The organism is Ruegeria sp. AWH4_226 (assembly GCF_056159225.1).
Genome location: NZ_JBSWUU010000001.1, coordinates 703,456 through 718,145 on the forward strand (window position 1 = coordinate 703,456; position 14,690 = coordinate 718,145).

Below are 14,690 nucleotides of genomic sequence, written 5' to 3' on the forward strand. Positions count from 1 at the left end.
CGTCCGGGTCAGAACCGGGCGCTGTCGAGGTATGCGCGCGTGTGCGCGGTGTCCTGCATCCGGGTTTCGTCCGTTGGCAGCTCGGCTGCTTCGGCCTTTCCGGTCAGGCTGGCGGCGGCTACGGCAGCGGGTGCTGCGGTTCCGGCCAGTTTGAGGAAGTCGCGGCGCGTTGCGCCTTCTTCCTTGGTCTTGCTCATGGGCATCTCCTTTCCCATTTGCAGTTTGACGCCCAAAAAGGCGCCGGTGAAGGACAGCAATTCAGGCTGTCGTCATTCGAAACGCCTCGCGCTCGATCTCCATGAACACCCGACCGGCCGTGCCGACAGATGCGTAAAGTACCGATGCTTCGGCTGCTTCCAGATCCGCATAGAAATGCGTGGCCCAGGGGCCGATATGTTTGTTCCAGAACGCCTTCTGATCCGCCAATGTTGCAGGCGCACCAAAGCGGCCAACGATCATGCCCGCCATCATTTCCATCAATGAGGCGATATTGTCCTCTGGCTCGAACACGTTTTGGGCCCGCGTGATACTGCGTGCGGCCATGTCCTTGCGCAGCTGCGCCAAGGGTTTTTCGTTCAGAAAGCCGGTCAGATAAAAGCTGGCATAGGGCAGCAGCTCGCCACGTCCCAGCCCAATGAACAGGGCATTGAACTCGCGTTCCGCGGCGGCGGGTTTGGTGACCCTTGCCACACGCGCCATGGCCTGAATGGCCTGTCCAAGATCGGTATCGTCCCCGGTCAGGCCAGCGACCTGATCCAGCAGCATTTGATCCGGCGGGGCAGCCAGAAGAAGTCCAAGAAAGTTATAGAAATCCGCGCGCAGGCGATCCTCGGACGAGACATCAAGTTGTTGCGCGTTGTTTGCGGTCATAAGGCTATCCTTCAAACTCGAATTTCATGCGGCGTGGGGTAGGGGCCAATTCAACCTCTTCGGTGTCCTCAGCCACAGCGACAATAACGGGCGTCGGGCTAGGCTCTTCCAGCAACTCGGGGTCCGCGTCCGGTTCGGCTGTGTCTTCTTCTGGCTGAGGTTCTTCAGCTTGCGCCGCTAGCGCTTCGATATGGGCCAGCATGCCTTTGCCGACCTGATAGGCCGTAGAGATATTTTCGATCACGCACGCAGCGTCGGTATAATCTTCGCCGTAATCGACCAGCCCGTCGACATTGGCCAGAACCGGATTCAGCCGCCACAAACGCCGCAGCGCGCGGCGGCGCAGGCGGTCTGGCACAGCCTTGGCCATAAAGCCCGAGACGTCATCTCCGGCTTGCAACTGATCGGGATCAGGCAGGTTGAACTCAGCCAATATCTCGGCGTCGCTTTTTTCCTTCAACTCGGCCTGTTGTGCGGCAATGGCTTGGTCTTCGGCCGCGATCACTTCGGCTTCGGCCTCGGCTTGAACAGCGGCCTTGCGACGGGACCAGAAATCGCGGGCTTGGGTCATTGCGCAATCCTCCGCGGAGCGCGGTAAACGTCTGAGGCCTGCCGGATACGGGCGTCCCCCTTGCCGTCTTCCACAAGATCGGTCCGCTTTTTGTCACGGCGGCGTTTCACAAAAACCTCGTCACGGTGATGTTCCAGCGCAAAATCCCTGACCCAGGCGATCAGGCCATCGGTCATCGGGATTTTCTCGACTATTTCTTCCCCGGTATCGGCATAGTCCTGCCCTTCGAACGGGGATGCCGTGACAAGGACCGCATCCATCGGACGCTCACCATCAAGCGCATCGCGCAGAACCAGATAAATTGAGGGTTGGCCATCGGACAGGTTGACCATGTAGGCTTCGGTTTCATCCGCCCAAAGTGTCAGGGGCAGGGTGGCTGCATGGTATTCCACTGCGTCACCTTCACGGCGCAATTCGCGCCAGTCTGCTGGTCCGGCACCGGGTAAAACGGCGACAGCGCGCCAATTCCACTTGGCCCAGCGGGTAACGCCGGGTGTTTTGCGCACAACGACGCCGATTGGAATTTTAGTCTGGCTTGCGGCCTTGGCCACTGGCTCCTCCTCGAAAGGCTCTCCCCTGCCTTCCCTTGCGTCCACTATGGTACACAATCGGGCTTTGTGCCAAGCATCAATTCTGCTGAAGCGTATAATTTTCAAGCAAATTCCTTACTTCAATTATCAGGAATTGAATCGTTTATTTTCATAATCATCGCTGGTTTCTGTCAATCGGATTGCCTATGCGGCAACACGGGTTAATGTGCACTGCGTAGGGAATGTGTCCGGGGGAGGATATGAGTACCAAACTTTTGCTTTGTGATTGCGCAGGCAGTCAAACCGTTGACGGCGACCGGATTGCAGGTTCCTGCGATGTTGAATGCTCTAAAATTCACACCGCGCTATGCACCGATCAGCTGGGGTTAGTGTCACAAGCCTTGCAAGAAGAAGAGCAGGTCCTTATTGCCTGCGGTCAGGAACAGGACGTGTTCCGCGCCCTTGCCGACGAACTGGAAGTCGACCCGCCCGCCTTTGTGGATCTGCGCGACCGAGCCGGGTGGTCTGATCAGGGCAGCGCAGCAGCCCCCAAGATGGCCGCCCTGGCTGCCGAGGCATTGCTGCCTCAGCCAATCACGCGCAGCGTTGACGTGATCAGCGAGGGCACCTGTTTTATTGTTGGTCCCGGTGAACCGGCCTTTGATCTGGCGAAAAGACTGTCTGATACGCTGGCCGTTACAGTGCTGATCACTGACAATGCGCCGCCGATCACGCGCAGCTTTGACGTGGTGCGAGGGCAGTTGCGGTCTGTGAGCGGTGCACTGGGCGGGTTTTCATTGCGTTTTGATGGATTGCAGCAGCTTGAACCGGGCGGTCGCGGGGCCTTCGGCTGGTCCGAACCGCGCGATGGTGCGCTTTCATCCTGCGACATGGTTCTTGACCTGACCGGTGGCACTCCGTTCGTTCAGGCCCCCGCCAAGCGCGAGGGGTATTTGCGTGCCGATCCCAAAGATTTGGTCGCGGTCGAGCGTCTTGCCTTCTTGGCAGTCCAACTGGTCGGCACGTTCGAAAAGCCGCTTTACGTTCGGTTGGAAGAGACACTCTGCGCGCATTCCCGTGCCGAACAAGTTGCCTGCACCAATTGCCTGGATATCTGCCCGACGGGTGCAATCATTCCGGCGGGTGAGCACGTGTCGATCGACCCTATGGTGTGCGCCGGATGCGGAGCCTGCGCGGCCCTGTGCCCCTCAACTGCCATCACCTATGAAGACCCGCCAGTTTCCGCCGTTCTGTCGCGGATGCATATTTTGGCACGCACGTATCGGCGCGCAGGGGGCAAGGCGCCTCGGTTGCTGGTGCATGATGCACATGGGACCGAGATGATCCGGCTTGCGGCGCGGTTCGGGCTCGGCCTGCCAGCAGACGTCATCCCGTTGGAACTGAGCGTGATCTCGGGCTTCGGCCACGCCGAGATGTTGGCCGCGCTGGCCCATGGCTTTGCACGTGTCGACATCCTTTTGGCCCCGACTACTGAAAGCGAGGCGCTGAATCGAGAGCTAGCGCTTGCGCATGCCATTGCCGGGCCGAATGGGATAGGGCTGATTGATGAGGCCGACCCGGATGCAATGTCAGAATTGCTGTATGCGCAGGACGTACCACCGCCCTTGGTCGATCCGGTCTTGCCGTTGGGCAATCGCCGGCAAATCACGCGGCTGTCGGCGCAGGCGCTGAACCCTCAGGCAGATGCGCCCTTGCCGTTGCCAGATAACGCGCCCTATGGAGCCATTGCAGTAGATACGGATGCCTGCACGCTGTGCCTGAGCTGTGTGTCACTGTGCCCATCCGGCGCGTTGATCGACAACCCCGACAAGCCGCAATTGAACTTTCAACAGGACGCCTGTCTGCAATGTGGCTTATGCAGGGGCATCTGTCCCGAGGATGCGATCTCTTTAGTTCCGCAACTTGATCTCAGCGACGCGGCATTGTCGCAACAGGTTCTGAACGAGGAAGAGCCATTTGCCTGCGTGGAATGTGGTGCCCTGTTCGGGGTGAAGTCCACGATCGAGCGGATCATGGAAAAGCTGTCGGGCACGCATCCGATGTTCGCCACCTCAGAACAAGCGCGGATGATCCAGATGTGCGACAACTGCCGCGTGAAAGTGCAGTTCCAGCACGACGACAACCCGTTCCAATCAAAACCGAAGCCCAAGGTCGTCACGACCGAAGACTACTTCTCAGACAGAAAGGATCACTGAAGCTTTAGCGGGGCGCCAAGTTCAGCCGCCTTGATAACCGACACAAAAGCCAGAATCGCCTCAAGCTCTTCCAAGGTCATTTGGACCGGATGGATGGGTGACGGGCGCTCGGGGTCGAAAGGCGGCGTCAGCCCGTCGATCTGCGTGAACGCGGGGTGGGGATTAAGGGCGAAGAAGGCTTCAAACCGTTCGGACCAATCTGGCATCGCGCGCAGCACCGCAAAAGAGGGGGTCGAGCCCAGCCCGTTCATCCGGTTCCGTGGGCCTATCACGTGACACCGTCCGCAATGGGTCATCGACAATTCCTCGCCCCGAAGTGCATCGCCATCGACAGCGGTTTCCTGCTGGGTCGCTGCGGCTTCGAAACTGGCAGAGAAGGGTGCGCCTTGTTCCGGCGTAAAGCTTTCAACCGTATTTTTGCCGATATCGGACAACAGCCAGTCGCGGAATCGCTCATGCCTGGCGTCACTTTCGATCCGCAGGTGATAGACCACACCGGCGCGTGCAAAGACCGGATCACCCGGAGGAGCCGTTTCCAACAGCAAAACACCCGCATCATCCGCAATAACGCGTATCCCGGTCTTGAGCGAGAAGCGTGGAAGAATATGTTGCAACAGACCGGACTCTTTCACCTCAGCCGGGGCGGCAAGCCCCAGCGCCTCTTGCGACAAAGAGGGGGTGGCAGAGAGCGTCAGGGTCAGGCACAAAAGGACAAAGCGCATGGCCTAATCTAGCGGCCCGGCCCCAAATGCGTCAATTGAACAGAAAAAGACGGAGACACATGCAATGAAAATCAGCCACAAGGTTGGGCAGACGAACGGGGTACAGGCATGAGTGTTCGTGACGCGGTTCTGGCAAACCTTAAGAAGATCACCGATCCTGTCTCTGGTCAGGATATCGTCAGCGCGGGTGTTGTACGTGCGTTGAACGTGGACGGCGGCACCGTTCGGTTCGTGCTTGAGATCGACCCGAAGCAGGCGGAGCGTATGGAACCTGTTCGGGCCGCTGCGGAACAAGCCGCGCAGATGGTTGAAGGCGTGGCCAACGTCTCCGCGATGATGACTGCGCATTCCGACAAGGCACCGCCGGATTTGAAACCCAAACCAAAACCTTCGCAAACCGGACCGCAGGCTGTGCCGGGTGTTGATCGGATTATTGCTGTTGCGTCGGGCAAGGGTGGCGTCGGTAAGTCGACCGTCTCGGCCAACCTTGCCTGCGCCTTGGCGGCTGAAGGACGGCGTGTCGGCCTGTTGGACGCGGATGTTTATGGCCCGTCGCAGCCTCGTATGCTTGGGGTCTCGGGCCGTCCGGCCAGCCCTGATGGCAAGACGATCCTGCCGCTGCGTAATCATGGTGTGACCATGATGTCGATGGGCCTGATGACCAACGAAGGGCAGGCGGTAGTCTGGCGTGGCCCGATGCTGATGGGTGCGCTGCAACAGATGATGAAACAGGTACAATGGGGCGCGCTTGATGTGCTGATCGTGGACCTGCCTCCCGGTACTGGCGATGTCCAGTTGACGTTGAGCCAGAAATTCATGGTGGATGGCGCCATTGTCGTTTCAACCCCGCAGGACGTGGCCCTGATCGACGCCCGCAAAGGGATCGACATGTTCAACCAGCTGAAAACGCCGATCGTTGGAATGATCGAAAACATGTCGACCCATATCTGTTCGAACTGCGGGCATGAAGAGCATATCTTTGGTCATGGCGGTGTCGCATCAGAAGCTGAGGCGCTGGGCGTTCCTTTGTTGGGTGAAATTCCGCTGCATTTGGACATTCGTTTGGCCGCCGACGGAGGTGCCCCCATCGTGGTCACAAAGCCCGACAGCCCGCAGGCCGAGGCATTCCGTAAAATCGCCCGCGATCTGATTGCCAAGGGCAACGCATGAACAAACCGGTCTTTCCTCCCTTGTTGATGGGCCATCCCGCGCAGGGAGGAGAGGACCCGTTCGAGCGCGCGCAGGCCATGGCGGCGCTTGGCTGCGATGGCGGTACAGTCGTCTATAACATTCAGGCCGACCACCTCCGCGCTGCCATCGTCTTTGCACCCGAAGTGCCCTTGCAGGATGCCATGGTGATGTTGCCGCTATGTGCCGTTGGTTTTCAGAACGCACTGGGTGCATTGGCGCCACCCGAGGTTGCCGTACATCTGGGGTGGGATGGTCTGATCTATGTGAACGGTGCGAAATGTGGGATGTTCCACGTCGCCGCGTCGACCACCGATCCCCAGATCGAGCCTGCTTGGCTCGTCGTCGGCTGGGACCTGGCATTGCTGCAAACCGGCGGAGATCCGGGGAAAACGCCGGATGTGACAGCACTTTACGACGAAGGCTGTGCCGATGTCTCTGCCGTGCAGTTGGTCGAAAGCTGGTCGCGTCATATGCTGACTTGGCTCAACCGCTGGCAAGAGGATGGTAATGCCCCTTTGCATGGCGAATGGATGGGGCTGTTGCAGGGTGTGGGTGAGCCGCGTGAGGGGGGCGTATTCCTCGGCACGGACGAACGGTTCGGAATGTTGATCCGTGACGGTTCACAGACCAGACTGCGGCCACTGACCGAATTGTTGGAGAACTGATGATGAAACTGGCCCGAGCAATCCATTTCGACGAAAGCGATATGAACGTGTTTCACTCTCCGGCGCGAACCGGCGAGTGGTGCATCTCGGGCGGGTTCGAATTCTCGAATTGGGGGCAGGCCGATCTGGAAGGTAAGGCGCGACAGGCTTTTTCGAATGGCTGGCTTGGTGTCGAAACCTTTGGACGTGTGACATTTGTCGCGGTTACGCAGATTGAAGAGGCCGAACTGGATCAGGTCACGAAAAACCTTGCCGAGCATTTTGTGCAGTTCTACGGCGCGCCCTCAGTGGAGGCGGCGTTAGGAGTGGCGCGGGCAGAAGTGGCACAAATGTGCGATCTGTGCGAGGAACACGCGCCAAACACGTTGCTGACCGTGGCACGCGAGCTTTCCGAAACCGGCGTTCATGAGGCATTCCGGACAATCACACCGCAAGAAACCCAGCTTGAGGCGCTGGCCGTTCACGGCTCGGCCGATGAGTGACGGTTAAATCTGGTCCGCGAACCCGCCGAACTGGCCGCGTTTGAAAATCAGGCCTTTGCCTTTGCGGTACATTACGCGTTCCACCTCACCAATGATGATCAAGTGATCGCCGGCCTCATGTTTGTTGTGAAGCTTGCAGTCAAACCGCGCCAGGCATTCGGCCAATTGCGGGCGTCTTTTGTGATCCAGCGCCCAATCCATATGCGAGAAGTCCAGCCCATCGCGGGCGAATTGCAAAGCCTGTTCTTGCTGATCCTCAGCCATTACATGAACGGAATAGTGCTGACACGCGTTGAATGAGTTGAAGCGATGGGAATCCTTGGCGAGGCACCACAGCACCAATGGCGGGTCCAGCGACACCGACGAAAAAGAGTTCACGGTAATCGCGCGCGGCCCATTCCCCGTATCCGTCGTAATTACCGTAACGCCGGTTCCAAAGCACCCCAGAGCCTCACGATAAGACAAGACTTGATCCGGTGTGGGGGTGAAGTTTTTTTCTGTCATTTTGCGCTCTTGCAGTCGTCGTGTTTCAGGTGCCACGACCTGCGAAGTTTGTCCATGAAAAGCTGACAACACAGTTGAAGGTGTCGAGGTTTAATTCATGTCTTCCAGCAGGCGGCCATGCTGGCGGGTCGCTTCCACGACGGCACCAAAGGTCGCCATTCCACGGGCTTGCAGCATTGGCAGCATCTTGACCAGGGCTTGCGCCGTCGCGACAGCATCACCCAGCGCCGTATGCCGCAACTCATTCGGGATGGTGATCTCAAGCCGATCGCATAAGGCATCCAATGTGTGTTTGTCGCTGGCACCAAAAAGAACCGCAGACAAAAGAACCGTGTCCAGAATGGGGTGATCCCATTCGACCTCCATTCGCTTGGCGTGGCGCCGCAAAAAGGCCATGTCAAATGGTGCGTTATGGGCGACGATCACCGCATCCCGGGCGAACTGATGGAAGGTGCGACCTGCCTCGACAATATCCGGCGCGCCCCGAACCATGTGATCGCTGACTTTATGGACTTTGGTTGAGGCTGGCGGGATCGGCATACCGGGATCGACCAGCATGTCTAAATGTTCGCCGTCCACGATGCGGCCATTGACGACCCGAACCGCTCCGATCTGGACAATTTCATCTTTGTGCGGCAGCAGCCCGGTGGTTTCGGTGTCGAACACCACAAAGCACAGTTCCTGCAATGCAAGGGTTTCGAACTGACCACTATCCGTACTATTCAACAGGTCGAAGTCATAGACCAGGGGACGCGCCTCTTCGGGTGAGATATTCACGGCGCTTTCGTCAAAAATCAGCAAGTAACCGGGCGCATCGCCCAATGGTTTCATCCGCGCGGAATAGGTTTGCGCGCCGTCGACACTGGTGAGCGTACAGTCGATTTCAAACCCGGATTTCGACAGTTTCTTGTGGGCTTGTTCCAAAGGTCCGCGCTGCAAGTATTCGAACAAGGACGCGTTTAGACGAGGATGCGCGATTTGGGCCAGAACGCCGGCGGCTTGCCCGTCATAAAGGACGATCCTATGCGTTGGACTGGCGAGAACCATCGCCACAGGTATCTCGGTCAACAGCGCCGTCAGTCGCTTTTTTTCGGCTGTCAGATAGGCGGTTTCGGCTGCAACGGCTTGGGCGACATCCAGGGTTTTCCCAGACAGTTGCTCGGCCAACCCCGCCGCAGCAGGCGCAAGATCGCCAAGATAGCGCGCGGCTTGCGTGTCGACATCAGTGCTGACACCTGCATGAGCACGCGCCCGCAATTGTGCTGACAAGCGTTCGATGGGTTTCGCAACATTGTCGTCAAACAGAAGCCAAACAGCGATAATCAGGGCGATGAACCCAAACCCCATCAGGATTTCGGCCATGATGAACGCATTGACAAGGGACGGGTCAGCGACGCGCAGGTAACTGATCCAAAGCGCAACAGAACTTACGGCAAGCGCACCTACGGCCAAAAGGCAGAAGAACAGAAAAATGCGTACGCGCAGGCTTAACCGGTTTAGCATGTTACACTCCGCAGGTGACCTCAATGATTGGGTCTTGAGCACTGACACTCAGCCAGTCGGCGTTCAGTAATCGACCATCTTCACCGAACTCAACCCCGTCGGCGAGACTGGCGCGCCTGTTGGTGGCGCAGTCGACCGCTACTGGCAGTTTACTAACCTTTTCCCAGCGACCAAAGAAATACTGGTCCACAAGCCGCTGGTCAGGAACCTTTTCATTGGTGCGGACCGAAGCTGGATCAATCGCGGAAAACCGAATAACGAATGGCACTGCGTAGGTCCACGGGCGATACAAGGCCCGGCTTTCAATCGTTTCAACGATTACCAATTGATCAGACAAAGGATCAAAAGTTCTGTCGTACCACGAATACTCACTGGCGATCGTCACTCCGATCATGCCCAACCCCGCGGCGACGGGCGCTGACCAGCGGGGCAGGCGACCGCCCGTCAGTTTGTTCACCAGCATGGCCACTCCGGCAAAGGCAAAGCCCGCAAAGATTGTGCCGATCAGTTCCAGAAACATATATCTCTCCGAATTCCGGGCGATTGCACCCGTTTATTTTCTTGTCTAGCCCAGCATACCTTTGCCATGGCCCACGGCAGATTGCATCGTTTTTACAACAACGAAAGCGTCGCGTAGATGACTTCGCTCAAAGTCCGACAAAGCGGATGGCGGAAGATAGTTGTTGGGTTTTTCACCGGACTTTACCAGCCTCACCTGATGTTCCAGCCGCGTTTCCGCGATCAGGTCATAAGCGTCCAATAGGTCCCGCGCACCGGACGGGCTGAGGACATTTGCCGCTTCGGCGGCTTTTAGCCGGGCGCGCGTGTTGGCCTCGGTCAGTTGACCCTGCAGGCTGTAGACGCGGGCCAGATCGACGACAGGCACAACGCCATTGTGCTTAAGGTCCAGCGTGTTGCGATGCTCACCCGACCGAATGGTCGCAAAGCCGCGCAGCAAGCCAAGTGGCGGAGTGTGTTTCAACGAGTTTGAAATCATATGCGCCACGAAGATCGAGTTCGCATTGGCCGCTGCCAGCGTATCCGCCTGAAGGTCTTCAAACAGTTCGAACGCACCACCGATTGGGCGCAGATCGAACATCACCGACGCCAGCATCTGAGCTTCGGGATTGGGTTTTGCGATCCAGCCGCTGAAATAGTCGCGCCAAACGCGTAGTGGCTGGCACCAACGCGGATTGGTCGCCATCATGTCTCCGGGACAGTAAAAATATCCGCAAGTGTCCAATCCGTCGGAAACAGACTTAGCCAGATCTCTGAAATAGGCCATGTCGCCTTCGGTCACGCTGTCATCCAGCATCAGGCAGTTGTCCTGATCCGAGACTCCGGTCTGTTCCTGCCGTCCCTGAGAGCCGCAAGCCAGCCACAGATATGGCACTGGTGGCGGGCCAAGTTTCTGTTCAGCCAACGCAAGCAGACGACGGGTTGCGGTATCCGCGATATCGGTGATCAGGCGGGTGACAATTTCGTGCCGGTTCCCGCCAGCGACCAGTTGTACCAACAGCTGCGGAATCTCTGCGGTAACCTGCGCCATTTCATCCGCCGAATTGGCGTGTGCGATCCGGCGTACCAACTCGGCCGAGTTAACCGCCTGATAATGAGTCAGGTCAGTCTGCGTCACAATCCCGATTAGCTTGCCGCCCTCACAGATCGGTATGTGACCAATCCCACGCTCCATCATCACGTGCAAAACGTCCGAGCCGATATCAGACGGCGACAGCGTGATAGGGTTTGGCGTCATGATTTCCGAAACCGGAGTACCCGCAGGCATCCCATCTGCCACGTATTTTCCTGATATGTCACGCAGGGTCGCTATTCCCAGCAGACCATCGCTTTCGGTCACACATAGTGACGAGATATGGCGGTCGCGCATCACGCGCGCGGCCTCGTTTACAGGCATAGTCGGGGGGCAGGTGGCCGGGTTATGCGCCATCAGCACGTCGATCGAACTGGTGGCAAGGCTCTGCGGGCTGACCCGGTCGCCTCGTGTTCGGTTGAAAAACTTGGCGACGACGTCATGTTCGTCGATTAATCCGCGCACCACATTGGGGGGCAGCACCATCAGTACAGATGGCGTGTGCGCATGTGCGTGGGTTGCGGCTTTGCCGTCTTTCATCAGACCGCGCTCGCCGAAGGAATTTCGCAGGCCCAGTTGCGAAACAACAGCGCCGTTTTCATCCGTAATCTGCACCTGTCCTTCGTAAATCACAAATACGCCGGGCAAAGTGTTGCCAAGCTCGTAGACAGGGAAACCTTCGTCTACCTCCCACACCTCGATCTGTTTTGCGAGATCGTCCAGCGTCTCGGGGGGCAGAGCGTCGTACGGGTGTACGGATTTCAGAAACCGGGTGATCTGGTCATGGGACAAAGGCATCAGTCGATCCTTGGTTTCTGGTGGAAAAATCCCGCCCGGTGGAATGCCGGGCGGGAAAAGTTGGTCGAAAAACGCGGCACTTGGAGGTTATCCATATGCCGCATCATGCTCATTTACTCTGAGCTGCACCCGCGCCACGGGGAATACGGACGCTTTCGACCAGTTCCTTGATCTCCTGCGGAGTCTCCTTGGTCATGCCGGCGACAACATATGCGACTGCGAAGTTGATCATCGCACCGATAGCACCGAACGAGGTCGACTTGATCGGGCCCAACAGCGGGTCAGCATCGTCGAACGAGTTGGTGCCCGGAATGAACAGCCAGCCCTTGTGCAGGAAGATGTAGACAAGGGTCACAACCAGACCGGCCAACATACCTGCGACCGCGCCGGTGTTGTTGATGCGGGTCGAGAAGATCCCCATCATCAGCGCCGGGAAGATCGAGGCAGCCGCCAGACCAAAGGCCAAGGCCACTGTCTGCGCGGCGAAGCCCGGTGGGTTCAGACCAAGATAGGTCGCGACAACGATTGCTGCAGCCATCGCGATCCGAGCGGCCAGAAGCTCACCCTTTTCCGAGATCTGCGGGTTGATCGCACCTTTGACAAGGTCGTGCGAAACAGCCGACGAAATCGCCAGCAACAGGCCCGCAGCGGTTGACAGAGCAGCCGCAAGACCACCGGCAGCGACCAGACCGATCACCCAACCGGGAAGGTTGGCAATCTCGGGGTTGGCCAGAACCAGGATGTCACGGTTGAATTTGGTCAACTCGTTTCCAACCCAGCCTTTTTCCTCAGCGATCGCCTGCAAGTCAGCATTCTGATCGTTGTAGTACTGGATTTTACCGTCGCCGTTCTTGTCTTCCCAGTCCAGCAGACCGGTTTTCTGCCACGTCTTCATCCAGTCGTAACGCGGATCGTTGTCGATATCTTCGACAGCAACCGCACCACCTTCAATGCCACCGTTCGGCCACATCATGTCACTGATGTTCAGACGCGCCATTGCGCCAACCGCAGGAGCAGTGAGGTACAGCAGCGCGATGAAGACCAGCGTCCAGCCAGCGGACCAGCGGGCGTCAGACACTTTCGGCACGGTGAAGAAGCGCATGATCACGTGCGGCAGACCGGCAGTACCGATCATCAGCGACAGTGTGAACAGCACCATGTTCAGCGTGTTCGAGTGATGCGCCGTATACTCGGCAAAGCCCAGCTCGGTCACGATGGCGTTCAGCTTGGTCAGCAGTGGCTCACCACTTGCAGTGTCGCTGAACAGACCCAACGCCGGAACCGGCGTGCCGGTCAGCTGTAGCGAGATGAAGATCGCCGGGATGGTGTAGGCTGTGATCAGCACGCAGTACTGAGCGACCTGAGTATAGGTCACGCCTTTCATCCCGCCAAACACCGCGTAGGCAAACACCACACAGGCACCGATCAGCAGACCGGATGTGTTGGACACCTCGAGGAAGCGGCCAAAGGCCACGCCCACGCCGGTCATCTGACCGATAACGTAGGTCACCGACGCAACGATCAGACAGATCACCGCAACGATACGTGCGGTCTGGCTGTAAAAACGGTCGCCGATAAATTCCGAGACGGTGTATTTGCCGAACTTACGCAGGTAGGGCGCAAGCAGCAGAGCCAGCAGAACGTAGCCACCGGTCCAACCCATCAGGAACGTTGAGTTGTCATAGCCGGTGAAGGCGATCAAGCCCGCCATCGAGATGAACGAGGCCGCGGACATCCAGTCCGCCGCAGTCGCCATACCGTTTGTGACGGGATGAACGCCGCGACCGGCGGCGTAGAATTCCGATGTGGAACCCGCGCGGGCCCAGATCGCGATGCCGATGTATAACGCAAAGGACGCGCCAACAAACAGCAGGTTGATGGTAAACTGGTCCATTGGGTTTACTCCTCATCCACGCCGTGTTCGGCGTCCAGCTTGTTCATGCGCCAGGCGTAGTTGAAGATCAGCACCAAAAAGACCAGAATTGATCCCTGCTGAGCGAACCAAAAGCCCAGGTCGGTGCCGCCTACAGCGATGCCCGATAGCAATGGACGCAGCAGGATGCCGAATCCAAACGACACCAGCGCCCAGATCGCGAGGCTGATGTAGATGAGACGCAGGTTGGCCTGCCAATAGCCCTTATCGGCCTGGGCAGTCTGCGCGGAGTCTGTTGATTGATCCGCCATTGCGGGTTCCTCCTTGTTCTCGTTTGGCAGTCCTTGCCCAACTCCTCCAGTGCGTCGGACCGCTTCTCGAATGTGCCAAACGCCCCGTGACGTCAGGCAAAACTTCTCTGGTCCGCCAAGGCGGGTCCATTGAAGTATTCTGTTGTTGGATCAGAGCCTTGCGGCTCGTCTCCTCCCCTTAGTTCATAACCTCGCTCACGACCCCTTGGAGGTCGCGGGCGATGTCATCGATCTGGCCCATGGCATCAATGCCTTTCAGCACGCCTTGGGCTTTGTAATAGTCAATCAGCGGAGCGGTCTGTGCGTGATACGCGGTCAGTCGGGATGCGACTGTCTCAGCGTTGTCGTCCGCACGGCGGTTGAATTCGGTGTGGCCGCACTTGTCGCATATGCCGTCTTCTACCGGCTGCTTGAACTTGTCATGATATCCTTCGCCGCAGCCGGCGCAGGTGTAGCGCCCCGAGATGCGGATCACCATTTCCGCATCTTCAACCTCGAGGCTGATGGCCGAATTGATCTTTTGACCGGACGAAGCCAGCAGGTCGTCCAGCGCCTCGGCCTGTACGGTGGTGCGCGGGAATCCATCCAAAATGACTCCTTTTGCGCAATCCGGCTGGGCCATGTGATCGCGCAGGATGGCGATGACAATCTCATCACTGACCAGTTCACCGGCCTCCATCACGACCTTGGCGGCTTTGCCAGCTTCGGTCCCTGCAGCGACAGCTTCGCGCAACAAGTCACCGGTGCTGAGTTGAACCAGTCCGAACTTGTCCTCAAGCATCCGGGCTTGCGTGCCCTTCCCGGCACCCGGAGGGCCGAGAAGGATCAGAACGGCAGGAGATATGGTCGTGGCAGCGTCCATC

At 58.1% G+C, this 14,690-nt stretch carries 16 protein-coding genes; 4 read left to right on the forward strand and 12 right to left on the reverse strand.

Features of this window, described 5'->3' with window-relative positions:
• Nucleotides 1-8: 8 nt before the first annotated feature.
• The 4 genes from ACXAET_RS03410 to ACXAET_RS03425 form a co-directional block, all read right to left on the reverse strand.
• Entirely contained in the window at nucleotides 9-197 is a 189-nt protein-coding gene (locus ACXAET_RS03410) for a ubiquinol-cytochrome c reductase iron-sulfur subunit N-terminal domain-containing protein (RefSeq protein WP_039530250.1), read from the reverse strand.
• 61 nt (nucleotides 198-258) lie between these two features.
• A complete protein-coding gene (locus ACXAET_RS03415; RefSeq protein WP_475181143.1) occupies nucleotides 259-870 on the reverse strand; it encodes a TorD/DmsD family molecular chaperone in 612 nt (203 codons plus the stop codon).
• A 4-nt stretch (nucleotides 871-874) separates the two neighbouring features.
• The gene (locus ACXAET_RS03420; RefSeq protein WP_475181147.1) at nucleotides 875-1,441 is read right to left on the reverse strand and encodes a DUF3306 domain-containing protein; all 567 of its coding nucleotides are present in this window, start codon (nucleotides 1,439-1,441) and stop codon (nucleotides 875-877) included.
• Nucleotides 1,438-1,992: a DUF3305 domain-containing protein gene (locus tag ACXAET_RS03425; protein WP_475181152.1), complete on the reverse strand. Its 555-nt coding sequence runs from the start codon at nucleotides 1,990-1,992 to the stop codon at nucleotides 1,438-1,440. Before ACXAET_RS03425 ends, ACXAET_RS03420 begins: the two co-directional genes overlap by 4 nt.
• Nucleotides 1,993-2,231: 239 nt before the next feature.
• Between ACXAET_RS03425 and ACXAET_RS03430 the strand changes: the two genes are divergently transcribed.
• Entirely contained in the window at nucleotides 2,232-4,187 is a 1,956-nt protein-coding gene (locus ACXAET_RS03430) for a 4Fe-4S binding protein (protein WP_475181156.1), read from the forward strand.
• Here ACXAET_RS03430 and ACXAET_RS03435 read toward each other — a convergent pair.
• On the reverse strand, nucleotides 4,181-4,909 hold the full coding sequence (locus tag ACXAET_RS03435; protein WP_475181161.1) for a c-type cytochrome: 729 nt from the start codon (nucleotides 4,907-4,909) through the stop codon (nucleotides 4,181-4,183). The genes ACXAET_RS03430 and ACXAET_RS03435 overlap by 7 nt on opposite strands.
• A 108-nt stretch (nucleotides 4,910-5,017) precedes the next feature.
• On the opposite strand from ACXAET_RS03435, the gene ACXAET_RS03440 reads away from it, so the two are divergent.
• From ACXAET_RS03440 to ACXAET_RS03450, 3 genes are read left to right on the forward strand one after another with little or no spacing between them, the layout of a single operon-like run.
• Nucleotides 5,018-6,079 (forward strand): Mrp/NBP35 family ATP-binding protein, encoded by a 1,062-nt coding sequence (locus tag ACXAET_RS03440; RefSeq protein WP_475181163.1) that lies wholly within the window; start codon nucleotides 5,018-5,020, stop codon nucleotides 6,077-6,079.
• Complete coding sequence (locus ACXAET_RS03445) at nucleotides 6,076-6,765, forward strand: biotin/lipoate--protein ligase family protein (protein WP_475181166.1); 690 nt, start codon at nucleotides 6,076-6,078, stop codon at nucleotides 6,763-6,765. The genes ACXAET_RS03440 and ACXAET_RS03445 overlap by 4 nt, the downstream gene beginning before the upstream one ends.
• A 2-nt stretch (nucleotides 6,766-6,767) precedes the next feature.
• Complete coding sequence (locus tag ACXAET_RS03450; protein ID WP_475181168.1) at nucleotides 6,768-7,247, forward strand: DUF6505 family protein; 480 nt, start codon at nucleotides 6,768-6,770, stop codon at nucleotides 7,245-7,247.
• Nucleotides 7,248-7,250: 3 nt separating this feature from the next.
• On the opposite strand, the gene ACXAET_RS03455 is transcribed toward ACXAET_RS03450, so the two are convergent.
• The 7 genes from ACXAET_RS03455 to ACXAET_RS03485 form a co-directional block, all read right to left on the reverse strand.
• A complete protein-coding gene (locus ACXAET_RS03455) occupies nucleotides 7,251-7,751 on the reverse strand; it encodes a flavin reductase family protein (protein ID WP_475181171.1) in 501 nt (166 codons plus the stop codon).
• Nucleotides 7,752-7,841: 90 nt separating this feature from the next.
• Nucleotides 7,842-9,254 (reverse strand): 3'-5' exonuclease, encoded by a 1,413-nt coding sequence (locus tag ACXAET_RS03460; protein WP_475181172.1) that lies wholly within the window; start codon nucleotides 9,252-9,254, stop codon nucleotides 7,842-7,844.
• 1 nt (nucleotide 9,255) lies between these two features.
• Nucleotides 9,256-9,774 (reverse strand): hypothetical protein, encoded by a 519-nt coding sequence (locus ACXAET_RS03465; protein ID WP_475181173.1) that lies wholly within the window; start codon nucleotides 9,772-9,774, stop codon nucleotides 9,256-9,258.
• Between the two features lie 45 nt (nucleotides 9,775-9,819).
• Nucleotides 9,820-11,643 carry a DUF294 nucleotidyltransferase-like domain-containing protein gene (locus ACXAET_RS03470; protein WP_475181176.1) on the reverse strand — a complete coding sequence of 608 codons (1,824 nt, stop codon included), beginning with the start codon at nucleotides 11,641-11,643 and terminating at the stop codon, nucleotides 9,820-9,822.
• 109 nt (nucleotides 11,644-11,752) lie between these two features.
• Entirely contained in the window at nucleotides 11,753-13,537 is a 1,785-nt protein-coding gene (locus ACXAET_RS03475; RefSeq protein WP_475181178.1) for a sodium:solute symporter family protein, read from the reverse strand.
• Between the two features lie 5 nt (nucleotides 13,538-13,542).
• Nucleotides 13,543-13,827 carry a DUF4212 domain-containing protein gene (locus ACXAET_RS03480; protein WP_475181181.1) on the reverse strand — a complete coding sequence of 95 codons (285 nt, stop codon included), beginning with the start codon at nucleotides 13,825-13,827 and terminating at the stop codon, nucleotides 13,543-13,545.
• 178 nt (nucleotides 13,828-14,005) lie between these two features.
• Nucleotides 14,006-14,689 carry an adenylate kinase gene (locus ACXAET_RS03485; protein ID WP_475181183.1) on the reverse strand — a complete coding sequence of 228 codons (684 nt, stop codon included), beginning with the start codon at nucleotides 14,687-14,689 and terminating at the stop codon, nucleotides 14,006-14,008.
• Between the last annotated feature and the right edge of the window lies 1 nt (nucleotide 14,690).